This is a genomic window from Neptunomonas japonica DSM 18939 (assembly GCF_000422765.1).
Classification (GTDB): domain Bacteria; phylum Pseudomonadota; class Gammaproteobacteria; order Pseudomonadales; family Balneatricaceae; genus Neptunomonas; species Neptunomonas japonica.
Window position 1 is genome coordinate 59,284 of the sequence record NZ_AUGR01000019.1, and the last position, 24,013, is coordinate 83,296.

31 protein-coding genes and 2 tRNA genes are annotated in these 24,013 nt (G+C 44.9%); 18 read left to right on the plus strand and 15 right to left on the minus strand.

The features are described 5' to 3' along the window. The first annotated feature begins 2 nt into the window (after positions 1-2). Genes G511_RS0113190 through G511_RS0113210 form a run of 5 tightly spaced genes read left to right on the plus strand, consistent with a single transcriptional unit; the run spans position 3 to position 4,927 of the window. Positions 3-1,643 (plus strand): hypothetical protein, encoded by a 1,641-nt coding sequence (locus tag G511_RS0113190; protein ID WP_028470043.1) that lies wholly within the window; start codon positions 3-5, stop codon positions 1,641-1,643. Beyond that, entirely contained in the window at positions 1,643-2,494 is an 852-nt protein-coding gene (locus tag G511_RS22880; protein WP_028470044.1) for a hypothetical protein, read from the plus strand. The genes G511_RS0113190 and G511_RS22880 overlap by 1 nt, the downstream gene beginning before the upstream one ends. Then, positions 2,494-2,985, plus strand: a complete 492-nt coding sequence (locus tag G511_RS0113200; protein WP_028470045.1) for a hypothetical protein — start codon at positions 2,494-2,496, stop codon at positions 2,983-2,985. Before G511_RS22880 ends, G511_RS0113200 begins: the two co-directional genes overlap by 1 nt. Continuing rightward, the gene (locus tag G511_RS0113205; RefSeq protein ID WP_028470046.1) at positions 2,985-4,706 is read left to right on the plus strand and encodes a hypothetical protein; all 1,722 of its coding nucleotides are present in this window, start codon (positions 2,985-2,987) and stop codon (positions 4,704-4,706) included. Before G511_RS0113200 ends, G511_RS0113205 begins: the two co-directional genes overlap by 1 nt. Further along, positions 4,703-4,927, plus strand: coding sequence for a hypothetical protein (locus tag G511_RS0113210; protein WP_028470047.1), 225 nt, complete (start codon positions 4,703-4,705; stop codon positions 4,925-4,927). Before G511_RS0113205 ends, G511_RS0113210 begins: the two co-directional genes overlap by 4 nt. 52 nt (positions 4,928-4,979) lie before the next feature. Here the strand turns inward: G511_RS0113210 and G511_RS0113215 are convergent, their stop codons facing one another. The 3 genes from G511_RS0113215 to G511_RS0113225 all read right to left on the minus strand — a co-directional run bounded on the left by G511_RS0113215 (position 4,980) and on the right by G511_RS0113225 (position 6,823). Then, on the minus strand, positions 4,980-5,552 hold the full coding sequence (locus tag G511_RS0113215) for a hypothetical protein (RefSeq protein WP_028470048.1): 573 nt from the start codon (positions 5,550-5,552) through the stop codon (positions 4,980-4,982). A 103-nt stretch (positions 5,553-5,655) separates the two neighbouring features. Continuing rightward, positions 5,656-6,117 (minus strand): hypothetical protein, encoded by a 462-nt coding sequence (locus G511_RS0113220; RefSeq protein WP_028470049.1) that lies wholly within the window; start codon positions 6,115-6,117, stop codon positions 5,656-5,658. A 79-nt stretch (positions 6,118-6,196) separates the two neighbouring features. After that, positions 6,197-6,823: a TIGR02391 family protein gene (locus G511_RS0113225; RefSeq protein ID WP_028470050.1), complete on the minus strand. Its 627-nt coding sequence runs from the start codon at positions 6,821-6,823 to the stop codon at positions 6,197-6,199. A gap of 296 nt (positions 6,824-7,119) precedes the next feature. On the opposite strand from G511_RS0113225, the gene G511_RS0113230 reads away from it, so the two are divergent. From G511_RS0113230 to G511_RS0113245, 5 genes are all read left to right on the plus strand, one after another. Further along, a complete protein-coding gene (locus G511_RS0113230) occupies positions 7,120-7,380 on the plus strand; it encodes a hypothetical protein (RefSeq protein ID WP_028470051.1) in 261 nt (86 codons plus the stop codon). Then, positions 7,380-8,474 (plus strand): hypothetical protein, encoded by a 1,095-nt coding sequence (locus G511_RS0113235; RefSeq protein WP_028470052.1) that lies wholly within the window; start codon positions 7,380-7,382, stop codon positions 8,472-8,474. The genes G511_RS0113230 and G511_RS0113235 overlap by 1 nt, the downstream gene beginning before the upstream one ends. Further along, a complete protein-coding gene (locus G511_RS0113240; RefSeq protein WP_028470053.1) occupies positions 8,474-8,965 on the plus strand; it encodes a hypothetical protein in 492 nt (163 codons plus the stop codon). Before G511_RS0113235 ends, G511_RS0113240 begins: the two co-directional genes overlap by 1 nt. A gap of 154 nt (positions 8,966-9,119) precedes the next feature. Further along, positions 9,120-9,305, plus strand: coding sequence for a Com family DNA-binding transcriptional regulator (locus tag G511_RS24235; RefSeq protein ID WP_084629109.1), 186 nt, complete (start codon positions 9,120-9,122; stop codon positions 9,303-9,305). Next, positions 9,256-10,017, plus strand: coding sequence for a DNA adenine methylase (locus G511_RS0113245; protein WP_028470054.1), 762 nt, complete (start codon positions 9,256-9,258; stop codon positions 10,015-10,017). The genes G511_RS24235 and G511_RS0113245 overlap by 50 nt, the downstream gene beginning before the upstream one ends. 100 nt (positions 10,018-10,117) lie before the next feature. Here G511_RS0113245 and G511_RS24950 read toward each other — a convergent pair whose 3' ends face one another. The 6 genes from G511_RS24950 to G511_RS0113275 all read right to left on the minus strand — a co-directional run bounded on the left by G511_RS24950 (position 10,118) and on the right by G511_RS0113275 (position 13,858). Next, positions 10,118-10,348, minus strand: coding sequence for a hypothetical protein (locus G511_RS24950; RefSeq protein WP_169565778.1), 231 nt, complete (start codon positions 10,346-10,348; stop codon positions 10,118-10,120). Positions 10,349-10,790: 442 nt separating this feature from the next. Then, positions 10,791-10,864: transfer RNA gene (locus G511_RS0113255), tRNA-Cys, on the minus strand. A 19-nt stretch (positions 10,865-10,883) separates the two neighbouring features. Next, positions 10,884-10,959, minus strand: a tRNA-Gly gene (locus G511_RS0113260). 89 nt (positions 10,960-11,048) lie between these two features. Beyond that, on the minus strand, positions 11,049-11,597 hold the full coding sequence (gene pgsA, locus G511_RS0113265) for a CDP-diacylglycerol--glycerol-3-phosphate 3-phosphatidyltransferase (protein ID WP_028470056.1): 549 nt from the start codon (positions 11,595-11,597) through the stop codon (positions 11,049-11,051). 32 nt (positions 11,598-11,629) lie between these two features. Then, complete coding sequence (uvrC, locus tag G511_RS0113270) at positions 11,630-13,531, minus strand: excinuclease ABC subunit UvrC (protein WP_084629110.1); 1,902 nt, start codon at positions 13,529-13,531, stop codon at positions 11,630-11,632. Positions 13,532-13,558: 27 nt separating this feature from the next. After that, the gene (locus tag G511_RS0113275; RefSeq protein ID WP_028470058.1) at positions 13,559-13,858 is read right to left on the minus strand and encodes a hypothetical protein; all 300 of its coding nucleotides are present in this window, start codon (positions 13,856-13,858) and stop codon (positions 13,559-13,561) included. Between the two features lie 113 nt (positions 13,859-13,971). Here G511_RS0113275 and G511_RS23905 point away from each other — a divergent pair, with 113 nt between their 5' ends. Then, the gene (locus tag G511_RS23905; protein ID WP_169565780.1) at positions 13,972-14,859 is read left to right on the plus strand and encodes a DUF1853 family protein; all 888 of its coding nucleotides are present in this window, start codon (positions 13,972-13,974) and stop codon (positions 14,857-14,859) included. A gap of 1 nt (position 14,860) precedes the next feature. Here the strand turns inward: G511_RS23905 and G511_RS0113285 are convergent, their stop codons facing one another. After that, the gene (locus tag G511_RS0113285) at positions 14,861-15,751 is read right to left on the minus strand and encodes a LysR family transcriptional regulator (protein WP_028470059.1); all 891 of its coding nucleotides are present in this window, start codon (positions 15,749-15,751) and stop codon (positions 14,861-14,863) included. 106 nt (positions 15,752-15,857) lie between these two features. On the opposite strand from G511_RS0113285, the gene G511_RS0113290 reads away from it, so the two are divergent. Further along, positions 15,858-16,457 (plus strand): short chain dehydrogenase, encoded by a 600-nt coding sequence (locus G511_RS0113290; protein WP_028470060.1) that lies wholly within the window; start codon positions 15,858-15,860, stop codon positions 16,455-16,457. A 138-nt stretch (positions 16,458-16,595) separates the two neighbouring features. Here G511_RS0113290 and G511_RS24535 read toward each other — a convergent pair whose 3' ends face one another. Both G511_RS24535 and G511_RS0113300 read right to left on the minus strand, forming a co-directional pair. Further along, on the minus strand, positions 16,596-16,748 hold the full coding sequence (locus tag G511_RS24535; RefSeq protein WP_169565782.1) for a hypothetical protein: 153 nt from the start codon (positions 16,746-16,748) through the stop codon (positions 16,596-16,598). 54 nt (positions 16,749-16,802) lie between these two features. Continuing rightward, the gene (locus G511_RS0113300; RefSeq protein WP_028470061.1) at positions 16,803-17,672 is read right to left on the minus strand and encodes an NAD(P)-dependent oxidoreductase; all 870 of its coding nucleotides are present in this window, start codon (positions 17,670-17,672) and stop codon (positions 16,803-16,805) included. Positions 17,673-18,014: 342 nt separating this feature from the next. Here G511_RS0113300 and G511_RS22890 point away from each other — a divergent pair, with 342 nt between their 5' ends. Continuing rightward, a complete protein-coding gene (locus G511_RS22890; protein ID WP_036552030.1) occupies positions 18,015-18,512 on the plus strand; it encodes a TlpA disulfide reductase family protein in 498 nt (165 codons plus the stop codon). A 93-nt stretch (positions 18,513-18,605) separates the two neighbouring features. On the opposite strand, the gene G511_RS0113310 is transcribed toward G511_RS22890, so the two are convergent. The 3 genes from G511_RS0113310 to G511_RS22895 all read right to left on the minus strand — a co-directional run bounded on the left by G511_RS0113310 (position 18,606) and on the right by G511_RS22895 (position 21,678). After that, entirely contained in the window at positions 18,606-19,784 is a 1,179-nt protein-coding gene (locus G511_RS0113310) for a pyridoxal-phosphate-dependent aminotransferase family protein (RefSeq protein ID WP_028470062.1), read from the minus strand. A 151-nt stretch (positions 19,785-19,935) separates the two neighbouring features. Further along, positions 19,936-20,685: a 5'-methylthioadenosine/S-adenosylhomocysteine nucleosidase gene (gene mtnN / locus G511_RS0113315; RefSeq protein WP_211224909.1), complete on the minus strand. Its 750-nt coding sequence runs from the start codon at positions 20,683-20,685 to the stop codon at positions 19,936-19,938. A 156-nt stretch (positions 20,686-20,841) separates the two neighbouring features. Continuing rightward, entirely contained in the window at positions 20,842-21,678 is an 837-nt protein-coding gene (locus G511_RS22895) for a pseudouridine synthase (RefSeq protein ID WP_245574025.1), read from the minus strand. Positions 21,679-21,810: 132 nt separating this feature from the next. Here G511_RS22895 and G511_RS0113325 point away from each other — a divergent pair, with 132 nt between their 5' ends. The 5 genes from G511_RS0113325 to G511_RS0113345 all read left to right on the plus strand — a co-directional run bounded on the left by G511_RS0113325 (position 21,811) and on the right by G511_RS0113345 (position 23,960). After that, positions 21,811-22,491 carry a Bax inhibitor-1/YccA family protein gene (locus tag G511_RS0113325; RefSeq protein ID WP_028470064.1) on the plus strand — a complete coding sequence of 227 codons (681 nt, stop codon included), beginning with the start codon at positions 21,811-21,813 and terminating at the stop codon, positions 22,489-22,491. A 75-nt stretch (positions 22,492-22,566) separates the two neighbouring features. Further along, complete coding sequence (gene tusD, locus G511_RS0113330) at positions 22,567-22,959, plus strand: sulfurtransferase complex subunit TusD (protein WP_028470065.1); 393 nt, start codon at positions 22,567-22,569, stop codon at positions 22,957-22,959. Position 22,960: 1 nt separating this feature from the next. Next, positions 22,961-23,323 carry a sulfurtransferase complex subunit TusC gene (gene tusC / locus G511_RS0113335; protein WP_028470066.1) on the plus strand — a complete coding sequence of 121 codons (363 nt, stop codon included), beginning with the start codon at positions 22,961-22,963 and terminating at the stop codon, positions 23,321-23,323. A gap of 2 nt (positions 23,324-23,325) precedes the next feature. Next, positions 23,326-23,625, plus strand: a complete 300-nt coding sequence (tusB, locus tag G511_RS22900) for a sulfurtransferase complex subunit TusB (RefSeq protein ID WP_051222045.1) — start codon at positions 23,326-23,328, stop codon at positions 23,623-23,625. Then, positions 23,625-23,960 carry a TusE/DsrC/DsvC family sulfur relay protein gene (locus G511_RS0113345; protein WP_028470067.1) on the plus strand — a complete coding sequence of 112 codons (336 nt, stop codon included), beginning with the start codon at positions 23,625-23,627 and terminating at the stop codon, positions 23,958-23,960. Before tusB ends, G511_RS0113345 begins: the two co-directional genes overlap by 1 nt. Positions 23,961-24,013: the final 53 nt, after the last annotated feature.

Genomic DNA, 24,013 nt, shown 5'->3' on the forward strand with positions numbered 1-24,013 from the left:
TCATGCCGACCACGTATGTAACCAAACAAGTATCAAAACTGGTGGCTGAGAATATCGCGCTGGCTGCCCCCAACTTCACCTTTGGCGCTTCTCATGGCGCGGGAACGCTAGGACCTAGCGGGGTTAACTTGGTGAGTGCTACATCAAATAGCTCACTGGATAAGCCAGATATTGTCCTGCATGTGCCTAAAAATATCGTAGGTGAGCTAGCGTTTTTCTTCAATGTTGTCTCATACGTCACATTGGATGGCATTCTGTATAGCAACTTTAATCCGATCACCGGTATTGGTAAGGCGTGTGGTGCCTTTGATCGAGCAAACGGCATCATTAAAATAGCGGGAAGTGTCGCGGGCAGCTACGGCATGAGTCGAGATGATACCTTCAAAATCATCAGCATGACGGTGGATGAGTTCTCTAGCAGTAAACGCCCTGCAGGGCATATCTCCTTCAGAACATCGATTTCAAACGTGAACTCCAGCTCATTGCAGATACGCGGTAGCCGCTACCAGATCCAGCAAGTGGCCGATGTAGATGAAAGCGCCGTGCCTTTTAACACCGAAGACTTTACCGCTGAAACCGCTTTCACTGTCACCGTTGATGTGGCCACCAACATGCTTATTGGTGATGCCCAGGTCGATGGTGACTTTGATGGCGCTAACGGTACGGTGACGATATTCGGCCTGAATGGCTGGGTTATTGATCCTGATTCCATCCGCTACGATGCCGTATCTGAAGTGCGCATGCCGATGAATGCCGAGCTATTAGGGCTTAATCCTGTACGCCTACCCTCTACCGGAAAAGTCCCCGTCATCAATAACGGGGATACCTTAGTGATTTTTAACGAAGAGGATCAAGTCGTGGTGCCGGTAGCCGGTGCAACCGTGAGTTGTGGCCGTGTTGATGTGGCGCTAATGGAAGTGATCGATTCCCAAGGGCTGAGGCTGGATTACCACCAATACACGGTTGACCGTGACTTAGGTGAGCTGACCTTTGAGAGCCCACTATCGCTTGTGGATATATCGACCAACACTTTGATTGGCCCTTATAAGCTCGTTAACCGTATCGAAAATATGCGTCTCGCCAGCAACGTAGACATTACCGGCAACGTGTCAGTAACAGCACCGCCAGACCGCGACTTCCCTGCAGGCTCAAAAGTGGGCAGTGCGCTTTTGTGGGGTGATACCGGCGCACGAGTGTTTAATTTCTTCCACCAAGAGAGCTGGAATTCTGGTTCTCCGGTTTGGTCAGACACCCGTATTGGTGATGACACTACAGCCAAATATGACGCCATCAATAATCCCTTTGAGATCGTCAATAAAGGCTCAATGTCTGAGCGTTGGACGATTCGTTTTATCAGCTCAATCAATATCCAAGTGATAGGCGAAAAGCTCGGTGTGGTGCTGGATAACCATTCAATCTCTATTACAGACAACGATATCTCACCGATCAACCCAGCCACCGGCACGCCTTATTTTATTATTCGCCAAGCGGGTTTTGGTGCGGGATGGGTCACTAATAATGTGATTCGATTTAATACCGACGGTGCTAGCCCAAATATGTGGGCGATACGCACAACACAACCAGGGGCAGCAACCGAAAGCAAAGACTCAATCGAGATTGAAGTGCGCGGAGATGCTAACTAATGCTACCAGGCGGTGATTTTAGTTATTTAATCAATAGTGCGGCTATGTCCGGCGCTCGCTCATATCCTGCTTGGGACTCAACCAATACGGCTCACGAATTTTGGGAAACAAACTTTGGCCCGATGATTAATACCGGCGCTTTTCGGTATGCAAAATCAACAGGTGCAGCCTCTACGGGTGTTTGGGCTCAAGACATCAACACGTTTAATGTGGGCTGGGAACTTGAAGTCCATTGCTCTAACGGTACTTGGTCTAACGATAAGTGCGATTTTGATATTGAGTTTTTAGATAACAGCAATAACGTTATCGCCGCACTTAGAGGCCGCGCAGATGGAAACTACCGCCACGGTTTATGGTATGGGCCAAGCCTCGCCTCACTCACCAAAGCATTGCAGTCGGGGTCATACCCAAGAACCAATGGCATTCTAACATTCAGTAATACGTCTATTATTTGGACGCACGACGCCGCAGACCCACACCAAAATCAAAGTTTTACGCTGGCAGGCGTTGATATGAGTTCGGTCGTTAGAATGCGGCTAACCAATATGCTGGCAACGTCAACCCATACGGGCGGTTCGGGCGGCAGTGCTAATGTCATATTTCAGATAGTTGGCGGGGCTGCTCAGTACAATTTATCGGGAACCGTCACCCAAAACGGTGTGCCTTTAGAAACCATAATCAATGTCTATGATGCGCAAACAGGCCTGCTGCTTAAAGTACTTAATTCAGATATCACAGGGCATTATCAACACACCGTTGCAAGCCAAGCGCCCGTTTACTTAACAGCCATAGCGCCGCCAGGTTATAGACCGCTTTCGCACGGCCCTATCGTGCCGAAAGCGAGGCCGTAATGAGTTATACCCCGCCGCTAGGTGATACGGTTGATTTTGAATTCAACCAAGACCCATCAATTGAGCCGACCTATCATGCATGGGTGCGCGGAACAGTGACCAAGTACAATGAGCCCATAGCATTAAAGGTGACTGCCTTCGCTGTTTTGGGCTCCCCAAAGATAGTGGGTGAAGCCACTACCGACCCATTAACGGGCACGTATGAAATCGATGTCGCGCCGCATATCGGTGAAGTGATGGTGGTTGCGGCGATGGACTATGGCGCGCAGTGGTCGCCTAATATGCTCATTCAACACGCGGGTAAGGTCATTCATCCGCCTGCACCTAACCGCTATATCTATGTCTCTTTAGTGCCTGGCGTATGCGGCAGCGCAGAACCTAATTGGCCAACAAGCGGCAACATCACGTCGGGGGATGTGATCTTCACGGCACAGCCATTGTTTGAGCCGTTGGCCGGTGGGTATTTGAAACCCACTATCGAGATGAAGTAGTGCCCTTACTTATTGCGGGGGCGGCTTCTTCCTGGAAGAAGGTTGATACAACGGTGAGCGATGGTATATCTGCAGGCTACGAAAAAGCCACGCCACAAGATAAAACCTCCTCAATGGAATGGGTAAAGCCAGTGCCAAAACAGGCGCTAAATGCCTTGGCATACAAACCTATTCCGAAAGTCGATACTGGTACAGCGTTAGTGTTTGGCTCGATTATCAAAGCCATTGATAGTCAAACGCTGCACCCTATTGCGGCTATCTATCCGACGGATAATACAGACGGGCTAGCTTACGGGGATGTTATCCACCCCAATGATTTACAGGCATTCACCCCGTTTTATGGCGCGCTACCGGCTAAAGATTGTTTGTGGTCGCATGACTATCACTCGGTTTATCGCTTTAAAACTAAGCCTCATCGGGTTGTTTATGAGTTCTATATCCCCTCGTTTAATTTGGGGTATGTGGGGGCGACAGCGAAGCTCTCATTTAACTTTAAAGATCCTGAAACCAAAGAGCCTCACTCGTTGCTCTCTCCGGTTGATGGGAGTGCGAGCGCTTCATGGGATAGCACCAGAAAAGTAGACGCTTATACAAACACCCAATACGGCCATTCACGCCATCGTGCCATTATTGCTGGCCCATATCGTACCGTCTTTTTAGTGCCAGAACCTGAGCCAGTAGACCCTGATCCAGATCCAACAGACCCGCCCGTATTAGAGAAGGTAGTCCATATTATGAACATTGTTAATTTAGTCTCGCTGCCAGATCTAACGCCTATCGCGTTTAGCCAGGCAACGCTCAGCCGCGATATCGACTCGTATGCCTGGACGCTTAATGCCAGTCTAATGAACCAGGCGAGTGTTGATCTTATCTCACCACGGGGCGGCATGATTAAAGAGATAAGGCTTACGATTAATGGCGATGTATGGGAGTTCTTTGTCTCTAAAATCAGCGAGACAGATCGCTTTGCGAATAAGACATGGACAGTGGCTGCCTACAGTAAAAGTAAGCTGCTCTCATCACCCTATAGCGTACAAAAGACACATACCGAAAGCAGTGGATCTACCGCCGCTCAGATAGCCACTAACGAGCTGTTTGGTAGCGGCTTTACACTCAACTGGAATGCGCCTGACTGGTCGATCCCTGCCAATGTATTCAGCTACAGCGCCAAAGCACCCATTGCCTCAGTGTTGAGCCTAACCAATGCCATTGGTGCGGTGATTGTCCCGCATCCTGCTAATAAAGAACTAACAGTAAAACCGCGCTTTACGCATTCGGCCTGGCACTGGGACAGCGCCACAGAAGACCGCACCATCCCTCGCGCACTGTTTAGCGAGATGTCAGAAGAGTATCAGCCACAAATCAAATACAACGCCGTGTACGTGGCCGGTCAAGAATACGGTGCATTGGCTAAGGTGAAACAACTGGGCACCGCAGGCGATAGCCTATTACCCGATATAGTGGATAACTTGCTCACGGATGCCATTGCCAACACCGAGCGAGGCCGAATAGAACTCTCTAAATCTGGTCATAAAGAAGTCTTCAGCGGGCGTATCTTCTACGACCAAGCGGCTGGTTTTGTGGATATAGGCGAGCTGGTAAAAATCGTTGCGGGCGACGGCACCAGCTGGAAAGGTGTCGCCACCGCTAACAGTATCGCTATCTCTAAAATGGGGGCCGTGGTGTACCAAAACCTAAGCATACTGAGGCACTACGAATGAACGTATTCTCACGATTCAAAGCCCTTATTGGTAGCGCCAACAACGAGCTGGTAAACATCACCGCCAACAATGGAGACGGTACCAGCACCGGCACAACCCTCGCCGGTAACACTGTAGTGGTGAAAGGTGAAGGTGTTAGTACTGGTAATAGAGCATTAGTGAGAGATGGTGAAATGGTTAGGCCGATGCCTAATCTGGTGGTAGTTGAGGTGGATGTTTAGAGCTGAAGTAGACAACGCCATCGAAACTAAGTGAATATAAAAATACAGTCACTTACTGGCGCTCTTTGATAAAGTGCTCTAAAGCTATACTGTATGCTTTTGACATAAATTCAAGTATTAAATCGGCACAATAAATACAGGCTTCTACATCTAAGAAAACAATACCATTCTCAATAGTAACTCCATCAACTTTTGAGGAAAATGACTCAATTACTCCCCTTTTACTAAAACCCTCTAAACATGAACTGTTGTGGATAATACAGTTTCTAACTTCAATAAGTCCTGAAAGCAATTGTCTGGATGAGTTGTCACAGATACCCGTAAAACCACACACCTTAGTAGAATACATAATGAAGCGCTCTAAGGCTGAACCTTTAAGCTCATTCCACTTTAAAGTCTGACCAGTTGATTCTTTAAGAATCTCGCAGTACACCTTAAATTGCTCATCTAAAGTAATCAGCAGTGAAACAATAAAACTTTTTCTGGTTATATCAGGAAAAACATCAGCGACAAGATCACTATCAGAAAAATTCATATCCTCGGTTTTGGCTAAAACGAGTTTGAGATCATGAATTACGCAATACAAATCTGCATCATTTCCATAGAAACTATCATATGGTGTCAAATTTAACTCCTTCGCAGCTCAACACTATGAACCTTAGGATTAATTGAGAGGAAGCGGGATAAAATGTTCGCTGGCTTACCTTAGTTGGGCAGTTAGTTTTCAATTACAACATACTGCTTTTAAATACATCAAATAACTGACAGTGATAATTCTGAAGTTTGTTCATTACTTCTTCCATTTCTCTTCTATTTTTTGTGTATTCAGGACTTTCATTCTCAAGTATTAAGCTTATCTCCGATAAATCTAACCACACAGAGGCCTCGCAATCGACGTCAAATAACCAGTCCGTTACAGCGTAATTAAAGTAGAAATCAGCCAATGCAAGGGACTCTTGAAGCTCCTCATATAGAATTAAATCAACAGATCTACTTGTATCTACGGCACGCAAAAACCTTTTGAGCACCATGTATATATGAAGTTTTTGAGAGTTACTCTCGCGCTTTTCTTTATTTGTGTTCAGTTTCCACTGCTGATATGCAATATAAGCTACCGATATCGCTATTACAGGACTAAGTAAAGCCGATAAAATATCTATAATTTGTTTAAATGTACTTAAAGATTCCAACTCAACTCCTTTTGAGAACTTGCTTCCAATTCAGCGGGTAATTGAAGCCCAACATAAACCGATCTGCTACAACTATTTCTTATACGCTGACTTGAGAATCTTCGATAGCCTTCAGTAAATCACTAGCAACAGCAATACGATCAAATGCAGACACAAAATCAAGCTCAATATCTCTGTGAGCACTCGAATTCCGATAAAAACTGAACGCTCCAGTTATGTAGTTTAAGAAGGCAAAGCGTTCAGATTTAGGTAACTTGTAATTTGTAAGAGCTCCTTCATCAGGATTAAACGCTTTTTTCAACAAACGCTCACCAAACATATCAACAGGAGCCCCGATCTTATTTCTAGTTGTTGTCTCAATAGCCTTAAAGGCTTGAATTACGGCACTCTCAAATTCACCAGCACTTAATAGTGAAAAGCACTTGTCCATAATAATCGGATGAATATAGCTCTTAGGCGTTAATGTATATTTTTCAATAACACGACGAAACTCACGCTCAGGAAATCTAAAACCGGTTTTAGTCGGGAAGTACTGCTCTTCTCCCTCATCATCGTAACCTCGTTGAAATTGCCTGATGTCGATATGAGCTGTAGGACTGGCCTTATACTTCACGCGAGTAAATTTTACTGGTCGGTAACTACCAGGGTTAGCCTCTCCAATCTCTTTTTGATATTCAATTTTTGATTCAATTTCTACTTTTGACATCAGAATCCTTTATTACGTATAGCGCTGTTATTACCTGCCAATTAAAGCCCAGCACAAAATACACTATAAATATTTTTAGAGTTTAATATGGGCTACAGCTCGTTGATATGCTAGATAAAATACGATATTAAACTGGACAAAAAATAACTATACATCGTCGCTGAATCACAAACATTGCGCTCAGACACAACTAATTAATTTTAGCTAATATAGACCACTGAACCCCTTCCTATAAGCCTATGAGCGTGCAGCTGATTAAATAGATTCTGCCGAATTTAATTAAACGAGCCGCACTGATGACCGATACCGTAACAAAACCCGCCAACGCCACCTATACACAATGGGCTGATGGTGCGACACATACCGATGTAACCATCCAAAACCGTGGCGATGAGGCCGTCGAGATTGTTATCACAGCAGCTCTAGCGAATGCATCAGATACTGGCTATTTGATCAATGCAGGTGATGAGCGCCAATTCAGCGGCTTTACCGGCATCATCTCAGGTCGCGCGCCCTTTGGTTCTCACTCTTCAATTGTCGTGCTGTTGAGGTCGTAATGCTGATAAAAGGCCACAGGGTTGGTGGATTACGTCAGAGAGGGCATTTGGTAGGGTTTGGCGGTGTTCCGATCACACCGGTTGAGCGCTATTTCACAGAAAACCTCGCTGCGGGAGGCATGTATAGCGCGATGTCTTCCTCTGTTCCAATACTAGGAGATTTTGAGTTAGAGTTCGATTTTTACCGATCATCTCCCACAGGTGGATCATTCATCTTCTCAAATTATGATACGGCTGCAGGCAAGTATGGCTTAAGTATTTACTCTACCGGAGACTATGGAGCCGGTGCTGGTACGCTGAAAGTATTCGGGGGTACCTCTCCGCTCATTAGCGGTTTGAGTAATAACAAATATTACAAAGTTGCATTCAAATATCTGGCGGCAACCGGAAAAATGACCACCTATTTAAATGGAGCGGTCTACAGCGGGCCGGTTAGCTCCACGCTACCGTCTGGCATGGGTACATCTGACGTGTCAGCGATTGCTAGAGCAGCACAGGGTTCCTTCTATTTCGCAGGCATAGTCGCTAATTTAAAACTATGGCTAAGCGCTAATAGAGACCCAAGTAGTCTTCGAATAGATATGCCTCTGAATGAATCAGCCGAAGAGCCGGTGTTTAAAAATAAAGCGGCAGTATTAGGGAGTGATCTATGGGTAAACCCAGCGCTTAACGGGTGGGTAGATAACGGTAATGGGTCATATACATTGGCAGGTGATGGCTCTTTCCAAAATCTATTAATACCAACGCCTACAGCGGGCTCTATTTACCTACTAAGCTTTGAAGTGGTTTCCATTGATGGCTCTATGAAAATTCAATCCTCCGGTAATATTTTTGGATTTAGTGCGGCTAAAAAATATAAGTTAGCTCTAACCGCCACGGCAAATCTAATTGGTTTTGCGAGGAATTTTGGAGCAGTCAACTGCACCATCAAAAACATATTGATAAAAGAAATACCTGCATCAACGCCTTACGCGACCCGTGTTAACCAAGCCGCTGATGACACTGAGTTGTATCAGCTAAACACAGTAGCAGTGCCATATCAGTGGGAATCAACAGAGTCGGCAAAAGTCATTCAAATCACGGGAACACCGTAATGAATAATAAAGCGAATCGTATCTGGTCTATTTATAAGACCTCACAACTATTTATTGAAGGCTCTGAAGCATGGAGACTCGCTCAGCAGTACCCCCACGCTGTTTGCCACGATACAACCAACACCGTTTTTATCACATCGTTGAGTAACGCGGTGAGCCCTTACGTCTTGCCTGAAGTAGACCTATCGGAAGAAGCGTTATCAATAGATCAGCAAGCCGTGTTGGCCGCTGTATGGCTTTATAGCCATACAGAAAACGCCATGCACCTCACAAAGCAACAGGCTATAAATCTATTCAGTCACCCCGCACACCGTCTATGGTGCGCTATATATGAGGAGGATCAACACGAACAGTTTGAGGCTGATTATCTGTATGTAGGAGCGTTCATTACTGCGATTGGCTCAGGAGTAACGTGGCCAGCGTTCACGCCCGAACTAACACCCGCAGGAGCACGACAATACATGCTGATGGGGTTGAGTCAGATTAATTGAAATGAAGTAAAACAAAGAGGAAGCGGTTCGATCTCCTTTACGAGAGTTGATCGAACCCCAATCCACAGTGAGTGAACACTGTGAACCAGCTAAGGCTCCCTCACCACGTCGACGCGGCGGGGGTAGCCTATCAAATCTAACGATAGGTTCACACATGTTAAAGGATATACGTTGTACTAAATGCTCAAAATTATTAGCAAAAGCTATTTTTTCTGAAATAGAAATCAAGTGCCCACGTTGTCGGCACATCGAGAGGGCCATGAGCCCCATCACTAAAGATGGAGTAATACATGGCAAAACCTCTCACACCCTGGATAGGCGGCAAACGCCGTCTGGCTAAACATATCCTACCGCTGTTCCCCGATCACCAATGCTACGTTGAGCCGTTCGCAGGAGCGGCGGCTCTCTTCTTTATGAAAGAGCCGTCAAAAGCAGAAATCATAAATGACATCAACGGCGATATGGTCAACCTCTATCGAGTGGTTCAGCATCATCTTGAGGAGCTGTATAAACAACTAAAATGGATGCTCTGTAGTCGTCAAAATTGGGATTGGTTGCAAGCTACTCCCGTTGAGACGCTAACGGATATACAGCGTGCGGCACGTTTCCTGTATCTACAAAAACAAGCTTTTGGAGGGAAGGTATCAGGGCAGACTTTCGGTACCTGCACGACGCGCCGCCCACGGTTCAATATATTCACCATGGAGCAAGACTTAGCTGATGCTCACTACCGCTTAGCGGGAGCAACAATAGAAAGCCTAGACTGGAAAGCCGTCATCAAGAAGTATGACCGCCCACACACGTTATTCTACTGTGACCCACCCTATTGGCAGACAGAAGGCTATGGAGTTGCTTTCCCCTTCGAGGAATACCAAACCATGGCAGAACTAGCCAAATCGATACAAGGAAACATGATAATCAGCATCAACAATCACCCCGACATAAGGGCTCTTTTTAACGGATTAAACCTAAAAGAAGTAGATCACAAATATACGGTAGGAGGGGGAGCAAAAGCAGTCGCTGTAAAAGAACTTATTTATACAAACTTCTAAATAAACTAGGCACTGATCGTGTGACAAAAAGTGCGCTAACGATTTTTATACGGACGCGTGAAACGCGTCCCAGCCCGAAGGGCGACTTTAAATGTTTTTGTTATGTGGTATACACCCCTCCTAAAAGACCGAAGGTAAAAACAACCCAGAAGAAGATGTATATATAGACTGTCCACTTCTTCTTAAGAATGTACTCGTTACTACCTACAACCATTGTTTCTAATACGTTCTTTATTTTCTGCTTGCTGTAAAAAGCATTAGCTAGGGAGACAATAAAAATAGTCACTATCCCCAACCCACTCAAAGTCATCATGAGCTCAAATATTGTCATATCAACCTTAGGTTTAACGTTCCACATAGCATTTGTATATACGGGGGGCCGTATATCTACCCATGCTAGACATCCATTTGTCTGATTTATTTCTATTTTTATCTTAACACCAAGAGCAATACAAGCATTGCTCTAGTTACAATTCATGTAAACCAGCATATATATCGCCAGCTCACTAGAAACGGTGAAGAGCCATATTTGAACAGAAATGACTCGATAGTGACTCTAAATTTCAGAACACTATTTGATAACTTTACTTCGTTCGTTTAGGTGGTGTTTGAGGTGTACTTGAAGAGTGTTATTTATAGGCAGTTTGAGCTGAAGTAAGGATTAGAGCGTGTGACAAAAAGTGCGCAAATCAGTGCCAAAAAGACCGCAAATTTACAATATTCCGAAACCAAATTTTAGGCATAAAAAAAGCCACCTAAGTGACTGATTTTAATGGAGGCGCGAGTCGGAATCGAACCGGCGTTAACGGAGTTGCAGTCCGCTGCATGACCACTCTGCCATCGCGCCATCGCATGCTGTACAAATTTGGAGCGGGAAACGAGATTCGAACTCGCGACCCCGACCTTGGCAAGGTCGTGCTCTACCAACTGAGCTATTCCCGCTCTGTGCAACAGTGGGGCGTATTATAGAGAGATCTGAGGTGGTGTCAACCTTGTTGTGCATTTCTTTTTTTTGCTTAAAGATTAACCACTTACAGCTCTTCTGTTAAATCAGGCCAGGCTGCCTTTATATAAAGAATCATCGACCACAAGGTCAGCAAGGCAGCGGCATACAATGCAGCCACACCCGCCCACGAGACGGTGCTGAACGGCTCAAAAGAGATCAAGACAAAGATGGAAATCATTTGCAGTGCTGTTTTAACTTTTCCGATATTAGACACAGCAATGCTGGCTCTTTTTCCCAGTTCAGCCATCCATTCTCGAAGGGCCGAGATAACAATCTCACGTCCAATAATGATCATCGCTGGGATGGTCATCCAGGGTTGTGCAAATGTCTCGACTAACAATACTAAGGCGAGTGAAACCATTAGTTTATCGGCAACAGGGTCGAGGAACGCCCCCAGTGCTGATGATTGATCCCAACGCCGTGCCAAGTAGCCATCGAGCCAGTCAGTAACTGCTGCTACGGCAAAAATAGCTCCAGCGGCCATAGGAGCCCATGCGTAAGGCAAGTAGTAGCAAAGCACTAATACAGGAATTAGGCCGATTCGCAATAATGTAAGTAAATTGGGTATGTTCATCTTTAACAGCATATAAGCTGACAACTCCGAGATCAGGCTTCTGGATGCAACGCTGCGTATATCTCATCGGCTAGCGCTGGGCTTATGGTAGTGACTTTTGCGATTTCTTCAACACTCGCACGCTCTATTGCTGCAATTCCGCCAAAATGTTTGAGTAATTCACGTCTTCTCTTCGGGCCTACGCCAGAAATCCCTTCTAGTTTGGATTGGTTACGTGCTTTGCCGCGTCGCGCTCTGTGCCCGGTAATGGCAAAGCGATGCGCCTCGTCACGTATATGCTGTATCAAGTGAAGCGCAGCTGAATCTGAGGCTAAAACGACCTCTTGATTTGTTTCTGCCATAACCAGTGTTTCAAAGCCTGCTTTGCGACTAGTGCCTTTTGCTACACCAATAATCTGCACTTCACTAATTTGTAACTCTTCGAGTACCTTTACTGCTTGTGTTACCTGCCCTTTACCGCCATCAATCAAAAGAATATCGGGCAATACACCCTCGCCTTTTTTGATTCGTGTGTAGCGGCGCATCAGTGCTTGATGCATCGCTGCATAATCATCACCACCGGTGATGCCTTCGATATTGAAGGTGCGGTAGTCTTTTTTTAATGGGCCGTTACGATCAAAAACAACACATGAAGCAACAGTCGCTTCACCCGAGCTGTGCGATATATCAAAGCATTCTAAACGCTTGGGTACTTCTTCTAACGCAAACACCTCTTGCAAGGCCATAAAGCGTTTATAAATATTCTGTTTACTCGCCAGATGGCTACCTAAGTGCTGCTCTGCATTCGTTAATGCGAGTTTTTGCCAACCCGCACGCTCACCTTTAACCCGCGAGCTTAAATTCACTTTTTTACCACGCTGCTCGCTTAATGCTTCTTCGATACAGCTTTTATCTTCTAGGTCATGGCTAAAGATAACTTGGTCAGGTATTTCTCTGGCGCTACCGATATACCACTGCGCAATAAATGCCGACAGCACCATTGATTCGCTGTCTTCGATCGATACTTTAGGGTGTAGTGCTTTGCTACCTACAATACGCCCACCACGAACAAACAAGACATGTACGCATACACCACCGGGTTGTATAGCACAGCCTAGAACATCGGCATCACCGCTTTCACCAAACACATATTGCTGCTCTTGAATCAGTTGCAAGCTACTAATTTGATCTCGGTAGATAACGGCACGCTCAAAATCCAGCCCTGCGGCAGCCACTTCCATCTGTAATGCCAGCTCTTTCATGATGGCGTGGCTTTTACCTTCAAGAAACATAGATGCATGGCGAATATCTTCGCCATAAGCTTGTGCTGATACGGCTTCTACACAAGGCGCACTGCAGCGTTTGATCTGGTACTGCAGACATGGCCGTGAGCGGTTACGGAAAAATGCATCATCACACGAGCGAATACGAAATATCTTTTGCAGTATATTAAGGCTGTCATTAACGGCAGCCCTGCTCGGGAAAGGCCCAAAGTAGCGGCCTTTTTTTCGCTTTGTTCCCCGATGAAACGTAAGCACCGGATAGTCTTCTTTTTCAGATACAAAGATATACGGATAACTTTTATCGTCCCTTAAGAGAATATTATAAGGCGGCCGATATTCTTTAATTAAGCTCTGTTCAAGTAACAGCGCTTCGGTTTCGCTATTGGTAACGGTTATTTCTATGTTGGCAATATGACTAACCAGCGCTTTGGTTTTTACCGTAAGGCCGGTGGTACGAAAATAACTGCTTACACGCTTTTTAAGGTTCTTTGCTTTACCAATATAGAGCAGCTCACCCGCTGCATTTTGCATTTGATAAACACCTGGGCGCGGTGTTAAGCGAAGCAAAAACGCCTTACTATCAAATCCAGGCGTATCTTCAGTGACTGATTTATCTTCATTGACAGATAGTTCAGCTGCTTGAGCTGCTGTCTCGGATGTTGCTTCAGGCATAGAGTTTACAATTACACATAATAGTTATTAATCTTCAATTGCTCTTGATGCCTTGGTTGCGTCCATATGTATATGTGTTGCTTCACGATGCACTGCTTCAAGACGCGCACGCGTATCATCCGAGATACCCGCACCACGTGATAAAGATACTTCAAGGAAGGCACCGATTTCGGCATAAAAATAAAGCCGTGCATCAAAGTTGCGGGCACGCTTGAGCTTACATAAAGCGATCTGCGCACCATTCATCAATACGGTATTTATATTAGTCTCTGAGAGCAGTGGAAAACGCCTTTGTGCTCTCTGCTCTGTATTTGTAACTTCGCTCATATACTTACCTACTGGCGGCCATTGATTATCACTTTCCCGTTACGGCACCCATAGTAATATACTTTAGGGAAGAACATCATGGATGTGAATCATTAATATTGGGTATTGTATCAGTGAAAGACAGGTTAGTTATTGATATTAAGAAAGATCTGCAATGGCTTGTAGGCTCACAGCCCATCATAAACTGCTCTGCCGATATTGAGGTGTTTATACCGAGCAAACATCTTGAAGATTTACATCACTGGCCAGCCTCAACAATGACCTACCCAGCGCCACCAGCATACCGTTTGGGTCGACAGTTTGAAGACTGTATCTCTATGCTTTTTCAACACAGCAAGCATGCAAAACTACTACAAAGAAACCTCGTTATCACAGGCGAGAAGCGCACCTTAGGTGAACTGGATTGCCTATACGAGAATACAAGAAAAAACTGTATTCATCTTGAGCTCGCCATCAAGTTTTATCTTTATACGGGCGTTGACCATAATGTTACAAAGCACACCGAAAGTGGTCTTGAAAGCTTTATCGGCCCAGGCGGTAAAGATAGATTGGATAAAAAATGGAAACGTTTGATTGAGCACCAACTGCCCCTGAGTAAGTCACCTGCCGCTTTACAGGCTATCCATAACGCGGGGTTTTCTACTCCAGAACAACGCCAGCTTCTCTTGACGGGCATTTTGTTCTATCCCTATAACAACTGGCAATCGTTCATACCCAACAATCAGCTCATAAACCCTCAACACTTACGAGGATGGTGGCTTTTTCAACATCAAGTCGATGCTCTTCAAGATGAAACCAACAGTTGCTTTATCATCCTGCCTCGCTGGTATTGGATGGGCGGCATTGCCCATTACGACACACTCAACTCATTAAACTTTGCACAGATGAAGCAACAAGTATGTGAGGATAACAAGCCTGCAATGCTAGCCTGCGTGCGATGGGATAACACACTGCAACGCTGGCATGAAACCAGCCGGGGGTTTGTTGTACGGGATAACTGACCTACTCTGTTATAGGTTTCTCTAGCAGAAAGTCAATTAAGACTCGTAATGCCGGGCTCATCATACGATTCATGGGATACACCAACGATACAGGAACAGGGTCGATCTCATAGGCCCTTAATAAACGCACGAGACGCCCACTCGCTATATGCTCATCCACTATAAAATCTGGCAAGTAAGCAATACCAAAACCATCAACGGCAAAGCCTGCCACTAGCTCAGCGTTATTAACCTCGATGTTAGCCGATACCGTCACATATTTTTTTCCTCGCTCCGCTTGGTAAACCCAGCGGGTCGGTTGGCTAATGCTACCATCAATAATACAGCGGTGATCAGCCATCTGCTCCGGAGCCTGCGGCGTGCCTGCAACGTCTAAATACGCCGGGCTGGCAACAAAGTAAACTCTCATCTTGCATAGCTCTCTGGCTACTAAATTTGAGTCAGGTAGTTCTCCCACGCGTATGGCAAGATCAATACCTTCCTCTATAAGATGTACATGCCGATTCACCAACAGCCACGACAAATTTACTCCAGGATAACGCCTTAAGAACTCCGACAGCCGTGGCTGTAAATTATGCAAACCATTGGCATGCAGTGGTACGGTAATACGCAATTGACCAACAATATCGTTTTGCCGTCGCTCTACATCTTGGTCTAGCTCATCAACACTGCTAACGATAGATTCAAAGCGCTGTAAATAGTGAAGGCCTTCAGCTGTGAGACTCATTGAGCGTGTAGTGCGTTGCAATAACTTACAGTTAAGCCGCCGCTCTAATTCTGAAACATGTCGGCTCACCGCTGAATTAACCATATTAAGATCACTCGCCGCTGCACTAAAGCTCTTAAGTGCTACCACGCGACGAAAGACCTCTATCGACTTCAACAGATCCATATTTCACCAAATAAGAATAATGATTTCTTAATTACACTGTTTTTCATATATAAGCATAATTATAAGATAGTTTCCAAGTTAACAAACAACAGCTTGGAGATACAAAATGAAAGTATTAATTATTGGCGCATCAGGCACTATCGGCAGCAATGTAGCAGACGCTCTCTCTTCTGAACACGAAATCATTCGTGCTAACTACAACAGCGGTGATGTACAGGTCGATATAGGCAACCCAGAGTCAATTAGCGCTATGTTTACTAAAATAGGAAACGTAGATGCGGTCATTTCTACAGCGGGCCTAGCCAACTTTGCACCCCTAGATGCACTACAAGACAGTGACTACCAGCTTGCGCTAAACAATAAGCTGATGGGACAAGTTAACCTAGTAAGAATTGGCAAAGCATTCATTAACCAAGAAGGTTCAATTACGCTTACCTCAGGCATTCTTTCCCGCCAGCCAATGCCAGGAAGCACAGCTATCAGTATGGCTAACGGTGCCCTCGAGAGCTTTGCCAAGGCCGCTGCACTTGAAACCGAAAACTTTAGAGTTAACATTGTGGCCCCCGCTTTTGTGAAGGAAACCATGGAAATGATGGGCATGGACAGCGCTTACGGAGTTTCTGCTAAAGATACAGCCAAGGCTTATGTCGCTGCAGTCACAGGCAGTGATCACGGCAAAACCTTAGATGTACCTGATTACGTATGATGCTTATATTTAAGATAGTAGCTGAAGTGCTTGGCAGCTATAGAGTGCTTCAAAAGAGATGAGTAAGGAGAAATAGATTTAGAAGGTTAGAAAAAGAAAAGCAGTTATCAATAGGGATTGGTAACTGCTTTGCAATGACTAGTTAGCGTCGCGTGCTGCCGCTTTTGCTGCATCTTGCACTATTACTTTTTTCAATACACCCACACCGACAAAAACCAATGCTACGCATACAGCAATAACAGCTAAACTCGGTGCGATAGAGATCAAGTTGTATTTATCAACGCCAAACATATAATTATACCTTTAGTCTAATGCTTAATTAAATTTTGGCGTGATTATAGCAATTTATTGATCTGCATCAAACCGTTTTACTAAACTAGAGGTATCCCAGCGTCCGCCTCCCATACGCTGTACTTCAGCGTAAAACTGGTCGACCAGAGCCGTTACAGGTAATTGCGCACCATTACGGCGAGCTTCATCCAATGTGATACCTAAATCTTTACGCATCCAGTCAACAGCAAAACCATAATCAAACACATCGTCAATCATAGTTTTATGACGATTGATCATCTGCCAAGAACCCGCCGCGCCGTGCTGAATAACATCAAATACTTGCTCACCATCAAGACCTGCTTGTTTCGCAAAATGCACTGCTTCAGACAAGCCTTGCACTACACCGGCAATACATATCTGGTTAACCATTTTAGCTAGCTGCCCACTTCCCGCCTCGCCTAGTAAACGAATCGATTTTCCATATGCCTGCATGACTGGTTCAGCAAGATCATAAGAAGCTTGATCACCCCCAACCATCACACTTAGCGCGCCATTTTCAGCACCGGCTTGCCCACCAGATACCGGCGCATCAAGAAAACCAACACCTTGCTCTGTCGCTACCTGACTTAACTCACGTGCTACTTCTGCAGACGCCGTGGTATGGTCGATCAACAATGTACCCGATGCCATTGCTGACAAAACACCATCAGTACCACGGGTTACTTCGCGCAAGTCATTATCATTGCCGACACAGGTGATAACGATATCAGCACCACTAGCAGCCAAGGCAGGCGTAACCGCCATAGCACCACCGTAAGTTTCTACCCACTTTTCAGCTTTTGTTGCTGTGCGGTTATAAACAGTAACCTCGTGCCCCTTACTCTGAAGGTGCCCTGCCATTGGAAATCCCATTGTCCCCAAGCCGATAAATGCTAATTTCATCTCTTTTCCTTATTCGTCTGATGTAACCCATCGTCTTTTGTTAAGCTTGTTTATGCCATAATGCCGTTTTTTAAGCCAGTACAACACATAGCGACCTCATGCATAGCACGATAAAAAGCATGAAAGAGGTTAACCAGAAAACTGCAATCATTACAGATTCAGTTCGATACAAAAAAACATATACAGATATGCAATACAGGCAATTGCTCTGGTATTTTTTAATATATCTGCATAAAAAAACAAAGCCTTGGGCCTGAAGCATCAAACAGGCGCAATGGATTGAACCATTTATTACTTTAAGTGCTCTATTTTCTTATTAGCCCGCTTCACTGGAGATACTACATGCTTTTGCGCCGACTACTGATTAGCTTCTTTTTACTTATCTCCAGCCCAACATTTGCAGATGACAGCATGATGTTTAGTAAATTAGGCTTCCCGAATCTTGAAGGCCGCGAGGTCAACATGGCTGAGTTTCGTGGAAAAGTCGTTTTGCTTAACTTTTGGGCAACATGGTGCCCGCCTTGTGTAAAAGAGATGCCCTCAATGGAGCTTTTACGACAAAAATATAAAGACCAAGGTTTTGAGGTTGTCGCCATCAACGCAGGTGAAGATGCAGAAGCGGTCGAAGCATTTTTACTAGAAAGAGACCTAACCTTCCCTATCATACTGGATAAGCGTGGCGTCTCTTTTATGGCATTAGGTATCAGAGGATTACCGATGAGCTTTCTGTTAAATAAAGAAGGCCGCAGTGTAATGACCTTTATGGGTGGTCGCGAATGGTTAGAGCCTGCTCAAACTGAACTGATTGAAGCAGAGTTGGCTAAAAACAACGAAGACTAAATAACGGGCCTACGCAAAACATATAAAAAAGCCGCTACAAGAAAACTTATAGCGGCTTTTTATTATCCAACTAATACACTTATCGTGAATCAATTAACCTTTATAAAAGGCTTCTGCTGCTGCCAATGCTTTACCCGCATTAACCGGTGCGTCCATCTGTACCAAGGTGCTTTCTAGTGCAGACAAACATAGCGTTACGTTACGGCGGTTACACGCAGCACCCATCAAACCGATACGCCATACCTTACCAGCCAACGCACCTAGACCAGCGCCAATCTCTAGGCCATAGTTATTCAACAATGCACTACGTACAGCCGCTTCATCAACGCCTTCTGGCACAATAACAGTATTCAATTGCGGTAAACGGTATGCTTCTTCTACTAAGAATTGAATACCCATTGCTTCTAAGCCTGCTTTAAGCGCTTGATGGTGATGATCGTGGCGTTCTTGAGCGTTTTCTAAGCCTTCTTCTTGCAGCATTACGAGTGCTTCGTGCAGTGCATAAAGAGAGTTAACCGGTGCAGTGTGGTGATAAGCACGCTTACCTTCGCCACCCCAGTAACCCATCACCAATTTTTTATCAAGGAACCAGCTAGGCACTCTTGATTCACGCGCTTGTACCTTGGCTACGGCTTTAGGGCCAAAGCTTACTGGCGAGATCCCTGGTGGACACGACAAGCATTTTTGTGTTCCCGAGTAGATAGCATCAATACCCCATGCATCTACTTCTAATTCAGTACCGCCGAGTGACGTTACCGCATCAACGATAGTTAATGCGCCATATTCCTGAGCAAGCTTACACAGTGCCTGTGCATCAGAACGAACACCTGTTGATGTTTCAGCATGTACAAAAGCTAAAATTTTAGCATCGGGGTGTGCTTCAAAAGCAGCTTTTACTTTATCGACACTAACCGGCGTGCCCCAGTCATCCGATACCAATACTGCTTCGCCACCAAAGCGCTCCACATTTTCTTTCATGCGGCCGCCAAACACACCGTTCTGGCAGACAATGACTTTTTCACCAGGCTCAACCAGGTTTACAAAGCAGGCTTCCATTCCGGCAGAACCCGGTGCGGAAACAGGCATGGTGAGTTCATTTTCAGTTTTAAAGGCTGCTTTTAGCAGAACTTTAAGTTCATCCATCATCTGTACAAAAGCAGGGTCCAGATGACCTATCGTTGGGCGAGCCATCGCCTCTAAAACACGAGGGCTTACATCTGAAGGGCCAGGGCCCATTAAAATTCTTTGCGGTGGATGAAACGACTTAATCATAGAAACTCTCTTTTAGTAAACTTCTCGGAAACTTGTATGTGAAATTTTCTGTATGAATCTAGTTAAACTCATACAACAAACTGCTTTAATATAAATTTAGTCGCTCAAAGGTAACCTTTACAAAGCCTACCTTATAGAGCCAACTTTAACGTTAGAGCTTAGCCAGTGCGCGAACAATCTCAACAACCATTTCGGCTGAGTGTATCGCTGCGATATCAAGAAACTGATCAAAAGACAGATGCGACTCTTTACCGGCGATATCTGATAGCGCTCGAATCACAATAAATGGCGTTGCAAATTGATGGCAGGTTTGTGCGATAGCCGCTGCTTCCATCTCAACCGCTTTCATTGCTGGAAACACAGTACGTGTATGCTCTACACGCACAGGGTCATTCATGAAGCTATCACCTGTGGCAATCAAGCCATGAACAGTGCGCATACCTTGTAAGCGCTCTATAGATTGTTCAGCCATTCGGGCTAATGTCACGTCGGGCTCAAATGCTGCGGGTAAGCCCGGCACTTGACCAGGCTCATAACCAAAAATAGTCACGTCAACATCATGATGGCGTACTTCAGAGGAGATCACGATATCGCCAACGTTTAGTTCGGGGTCAAAACCACCCGCCGATCCTGTGTTGATAATACAATCAGGATTAAATTCATGTAACAACAACGCAGTACTCACCGCAGCATTGACCTTGCCAATACCCGACTTGAGCAAAACAACGTCTAGACCTGCCAATGAGCCTGTATAAAAATCATAACCGGCAATCAAATGTTGCTCGCGATCTTCTAAACGATCTCGAAGAATATCTACTTCTTGATCCATCGCACCAATGATACCAACTTTAATTTTTTTGTTGTTTTTAATAATGTCACTCAGTGACCGCTGCTTAATCATTGAACCCAACTGTCCTTTAATAAAATGGAGTAATTTTCTTCTGAAAATTTCAGCCTACAGGATACGCAATTTAACGGTCTGCACAAACTGAATATGTCTACAAAAAGCATTAACTTCAATCAGACGAAGGTGGTTACTTCTGCAGTATGAATTTAATTAATCTTCACTAGCACAAGCTGCATCTAATTCATCCATTTCACCGGCTAAAGCTTCTACTGTTTCCAGCGATTGTTTAGATTTTTGCTCTGGATAAAGACCTTGCCAACCGAGTCGATCAAATAAGTTTGCAACTTTACGTGTGACCGGCGCCTTAATCGTCAGCTCTTCACCGCTACCTGGATGCTCAAAGGTTAATTCAGTGGCCATCAATAACATTCGGCGTGTTTCAAAATGCTCTCGAAAAAGACGATTATGCCGCCCTTCACCATAATTAGTATCACCAATTAGTGGGTGCAGCAGATGTTTCATATGCCGGCGAATTTGATGCTTACGTCCCGTTTGCGGTTTAACCTCTACTAAGGAGTAACGGGCACAAGGATACTTACCAACAGCGATCGGTAATTCAACCGTGCCTAAACGACGATAAGCAGACACGGCTTCCTTTGCCGGCTTGTCTGGATCAGCCAATGGGTCAGCCATTTTGTCGTGAATAGGCTTTAGCGCGTAATCGATCACTCCTTCTTGGGGCGTAAATCCTCTCGTAACACACAAATAGGTTTTTTTAACCTTCCGCTCAGCAAACAAGCTATTCATCTTTTGCGCCATCAGTTTATTTTTGGCAAACACAATAACGCCTGACGTCGCACGGTCCAAACGGTGAATCGTATGAACAGGCGCACCTCTAAAATAGGTTTTCAACGAGTAAACCAGATTTGGTGTATTTTTAGGTGCTATCCAGCTTGGATGGACCAATAAGCCAGCAGGTTTATGAACAGCAATGAGGTCGTCATCCTGATAAAGGATATCCAGATAAGGCATAAGGGTATTAATCATTCCAGGCGATAAATCAGATGAATCGGCATTTTACTTGGAATCTTTATCGCAGAATAGGGTCATAACACTTGAAATGACCACAGAAGTAGCCATTATAGCTATTAGTTAACAATATGAACTTCCGGGGAAAACATGAGTAACGCACATTCACTTAGCAAACACTCAGAACAATCCGTTCTGCAAACGAACAAGGTAATTCGCAATACCTACATGCTACTGTCCATGACGTTAGTCTTCAGTGCAGTAACTGCCGGTATTTCCATGGCGATTAACCCTCCTTTTATGATGTACCTAGGAAGCGTTATTGGTAGTTTTGTTTTGCTGTTTATTTTGCATAAAAAACAAAATAGCGCTGCTGCTTTACCACTTGTTTTTGGTTTCACTGGTTTATTGGGATTTGGCTTAGGTCCGATTCTTAATCAATACCTTGGCCTGCCTAATGGCGGCGAAATCATCATGACAGCAATGGGCATGACAGCACTAACATTTGTGGGCTTGTCTGCTTATGTACTCACTAGCCGCAAAGACTTCAGCTTCATGGGTGGCTTTCTGTCTGCAGGCATGATGGTCGCGATCATTGCTATGGTTGCTATGTTCATTCTGCCAATGTTTGGCGTGAATGTTGGTGGTTTCCACCTAGCACTATCTGCATTGGTTGTTCTGTTAATGGCTGGCTTTATTTTGTATGACACCAGCAACATCGTTAACGGCACCTACACAAACTACATCATGGCAACAACAAGCTTGTATCTGAATATCTACAACCTATTTATTCACCTCCTTGCTTTGACTGGCTTTTTAAGCGACGACTAATACTCGCATCGCTACATCACACGCCTCGTTTTCTTTGCTAAGATAACGGGGCGTTTTTCTTTGTACGGATTCCTCATGCTTTTTTCCATTCTTATTTATGGTTCTGCTCATAATAGCCAGTCAGCGCATACAGCTTATCGCTTTGCCGACAGCGCACTCAAAGCAGGACACAAGATACATCGCATCTTCTTTTATGGAGAAAGTGTACATACAGCGTCAGAGCTAAGTGCACCACCTCGAGATGAGCAAAATATACATCAGCTCTGGAAAGAGCTAGCACAAGCACACGAACTTGATCTTGTTGTCTGTATTGCCGCTGCTTTAAAGCGTGGCGTGATGGATAAAGCAGAAGCAAAACGTCATGAGAAAGGCTCCTTTAACAGCCAAGCCCCTTATGAGCTATCAGGCTTAGGGCAGCTCAGCGAAGCTGCTATCATTTCTGATCGCCTTATTACTTTTGGAGCCTAGCATGCAACAAAAGAAAATTTTGCTCATCCTTTCGCGCGCTCCTTACGGCGATGCTCATGCCAAAGAGGCATTAGATGTTGCACTAACAGCAGCGGCTTTCGGCCTGCCTGTTTCTCTAGTATTAACGCAAGATGCGCCAGCGCTATTACTGAAATCTCAGCAGCCACAGCAGATCCAGCAAAAAAACCTAGCCAGCATTTGCTCAGCCCTACCCATGTACGATATTGAAAATATCTATATCGAAACTCTAGCTGCACAAATACAGCAAATCACACTGGATCAGCTAGTCTTGCCTGCTGAGTTTGTAAACGAGGCAGGTATTGCCTTGATGATTCGTAACCACGATGTGGTATTGAGATTTTAAACATGACGACACTACATACCATCAATAAGTCCCCTTCTAACTTAGCGCTATGGCACTCCTGTATGGCCGCTTTGTTGCCTGGGGATACACTGCTCATCATTGAAAATGGCGTTTACGCTGCCACACATACAACGATTGCTGAGCAACTAAGCACATTAGAGGGCATCAACATCAGCTTTTTATCTGCTGATGTGCAAGCCCGCGGCCTGGTAGTAACTGAAAGCAACAATACAAGCATCGTTGATGACCAGCAGTTTGTTAATTTAGCATGTCAGCACTCTAAAACAGTGAGTTGGTTCTGATGCGACAAGTCATGATTGAAGGCCATGCAATAGCGCTGGATGACGAAGGCTACCTACTCAATCTAGAAGAGTGGTCAGGAGCTGTGGCTAGCTACCTTGCCATTGAAGAGAACATCCAGCTGAGCGATGCTCATTGGGAGATTATTCAGGTTATTCGTGATTTTTATCAGCAATACGAATTATCACCCGCCATGCGCCCACTGGTAAAAGCGGTTGGACTTGCATTAGGCCCAAGCAAGGGGAAAAGCATGCACCTAATGAAACTCTTTCCTGAGAGCCCTGCAAAGCAGGCAGCTAAACTTGCAGGATTACCTAAACCAACCAATTGCTTATAAAAAACCGGTGAAAAGTACACTTATTAAAAATCTGCGCTATGCTAAAACCTATA

What these genes read in the sequence shown, in the direction of transcription:
- G511_RS0113275 (WP_028470058.1), bottom strand. Translation starts at nt 13,858, where the DNA reads ATGAGCGAAGTTACAAATACAGAGCAGAGAGCACAAAGGCGTTTTCCA.
- G511_RS0113240 (WP_028470053.1), top strand. Translation starts at nt 8,474, where the DNA reads ATGAATAATAAAGCGAATCGTATCTGGTCTATTTATAAGACCTCACAA.
- G511_RS0113230 (WP_028470051.1), top strand. Translation starts at nt 7,120, where the DNA reads ATGACCGATACCGTAACAAAACCCGCCAACGCCACCTATACACAATGG.
- mtnN (WP_211224909.1), bottom strand. Translation starts at nt 20,685, where the DNA reads ATGATTAAGCAGCGGTCACTGAGTGACATTATTAAAAACAACAAAAAA.
- G511_RS22895 (WP_245574025.1), bottom strand. Translation starts at nt 21,678, where the DNA reads ATGATTAATACCCTTATGCCTTATCTGGATATCCTTTATCAGGATGAC.
- G511_RS0113310 (WP_028470062.1), bottom strand. Translation starts at nt 19,784, where the DNA reads ATGATTAAGTCGTTTCATCCACCGCAAAGAATTTTAATGGGCCCTGGC.
- tusB (WP_051222045.1), top strand. Translation starts at nt 23,326, where the DNA reads ATGACGACACTACATACCATCAATAAGTCCCCTTCTAACTTAGCGCTA.
- G511_RS0113290 (WP_028470060.1), top strand. Translation starts at nt 15,858, where the DNA reads ATGAAAGTATTAATTATTGGCGCATCAGGCACTATCGGCAGCAATGTA.
- G511_RS0113225 (WP_028470050.1), bottom strand. Translation starts at nt 6,823, where the DNA reads ATGTCAAAAGTAGAAATTGAATCAAAAATTGAATATCAAAAAGAGATT.
- G511_RS24235 (WP_084629109.1), top strand. Translation starts at nt 9,120, where the DNA reads ATGTTAAAGGATATACGTTGTACTAAATGCTCAAAATTATTAGCAAAA.
- G511_RS22880 (WP_028470044.1), top strand. Translation starts at nt 1,643, where the DNA reads ATGCTACCAGGCGGTGATTTTAGTTATTTAATCAATAGTGCGGCTATG.
- G511_RS0113190 (WP_028470043.1), top strand. Translation starts at nt 3, where the DNA reads ATGCCGACCACGTATGTAACCAAACAAGTATCAAAACTGGTGGCTGAG.
- tusD (WP_028470065.1), top strand. Translation starts at nt 22,567, where the DNA reads ATGCTTTTTTCCATTCTTATTTATGGTTCTGCTCATAATAGCCAGTCA.
- pgsA (WP_028470056.1), bottom strand. Translation starts at nt 11,597, where the DNA reads ATGAACATACCCAATTTACTTACATTATTGCGAATCGGCCTAATTCCT.
- G511_RS0113345 (WP_028470067.1), top strand. Translation starts at nt 23,625, where the DNA reads ATGCGACAAGTCATGATTGAAGGCCATGCAATAGCGCTGGATGACGAA.
- G511_RS0113200 (WP_028470045.1), top strand. Translation starts at nt 2,494, where the DNA reads ATGAGTTATACCCCGCCGCTAGGTGATACGGTTGATTTTGAATTCAAC.
- tusC (WP_028470066.1), top strand. Translation starts at nt 22,961, where the DNA reads ATGCAACAAAAGAAAATTTTGCTCATCCTTTCGCGCGCTCCTTACGGC.
- G511_RS0113285 (WP_028470059.1), bottom strand. Translation starts at nt 15,751, where the DNA reads ATGGATCTGTTGAAGTCGATAGAGGTCTTTCGTCGCGTGGTAGCACTT.
- G511_RS0113245 (WP_028470054.1), top strand. Translation starts at nt 9,256, where the DNA reads ATGGCAAAACCTCTCACACCCTGGATAGGCGGCAAACGCCGTCTGGCT.
- G511_RS24535 (WP_169565782.1), bottom strand. Translation starts at nt 16,748, where the DNA reads ATGTTTGGCGTTGATAAATACAACTTGATCTCTATCGCACCGAGTTTA.
- G511_RS0113300 (WP_028470061.1), bottom strand. Translation starts at nt 17,672, where the DNA reads ATGAAATTAGCATTTATCGGCTTGGGGACAATGGGATTTCCAATGGCA.
- G511_RS0113235 (WP_028470052.1), top strand. Translation starts at nt 7,380, where the DNA reads ATGCTGATAAAAGGCCACAGGGTTGGTGGATTACGTCAGAGAGGGCAT.
- G511_RS0113210 (WP_028470047.1), top strand. Translation starts at nt 4,703, where the DNA reads ATGAACGTATTCTCACGATTCAAAGCCCTTATTGGTAGCGCCAACAAC.
- G511_RS22890 (WP_036552030.1), top strand. Translation starts at nt 18,015, where the DNA reads ATGCTTTTGCGCCGACTACTGATTAGCTTCTTTTTACTTATCTCCAGC.
- uvrC (WP_084629110.1), bottom strand. Translation starts at nt 13,531, where the DNA reads ATGCCTGAAGCAACATCCGAGACAGCAGCTCAAGCAGCTGAACTATCT.
- G511_RS24950 (WP_169565778.1), bottom strand. Translation starts at nt 10,348, where the DNA reads ATGACAATATTTGAGCTCATGATGACTTTGAGTGGGTTGGGGATAGTG.
- G511_RS0113325 (WP_028470064.1), top strand. Translation starts at nt 21,811, where the DNA reads ATGAGTAACGCACATTCACTTAGCAAACACTCAGAACAATCCGTTCTG.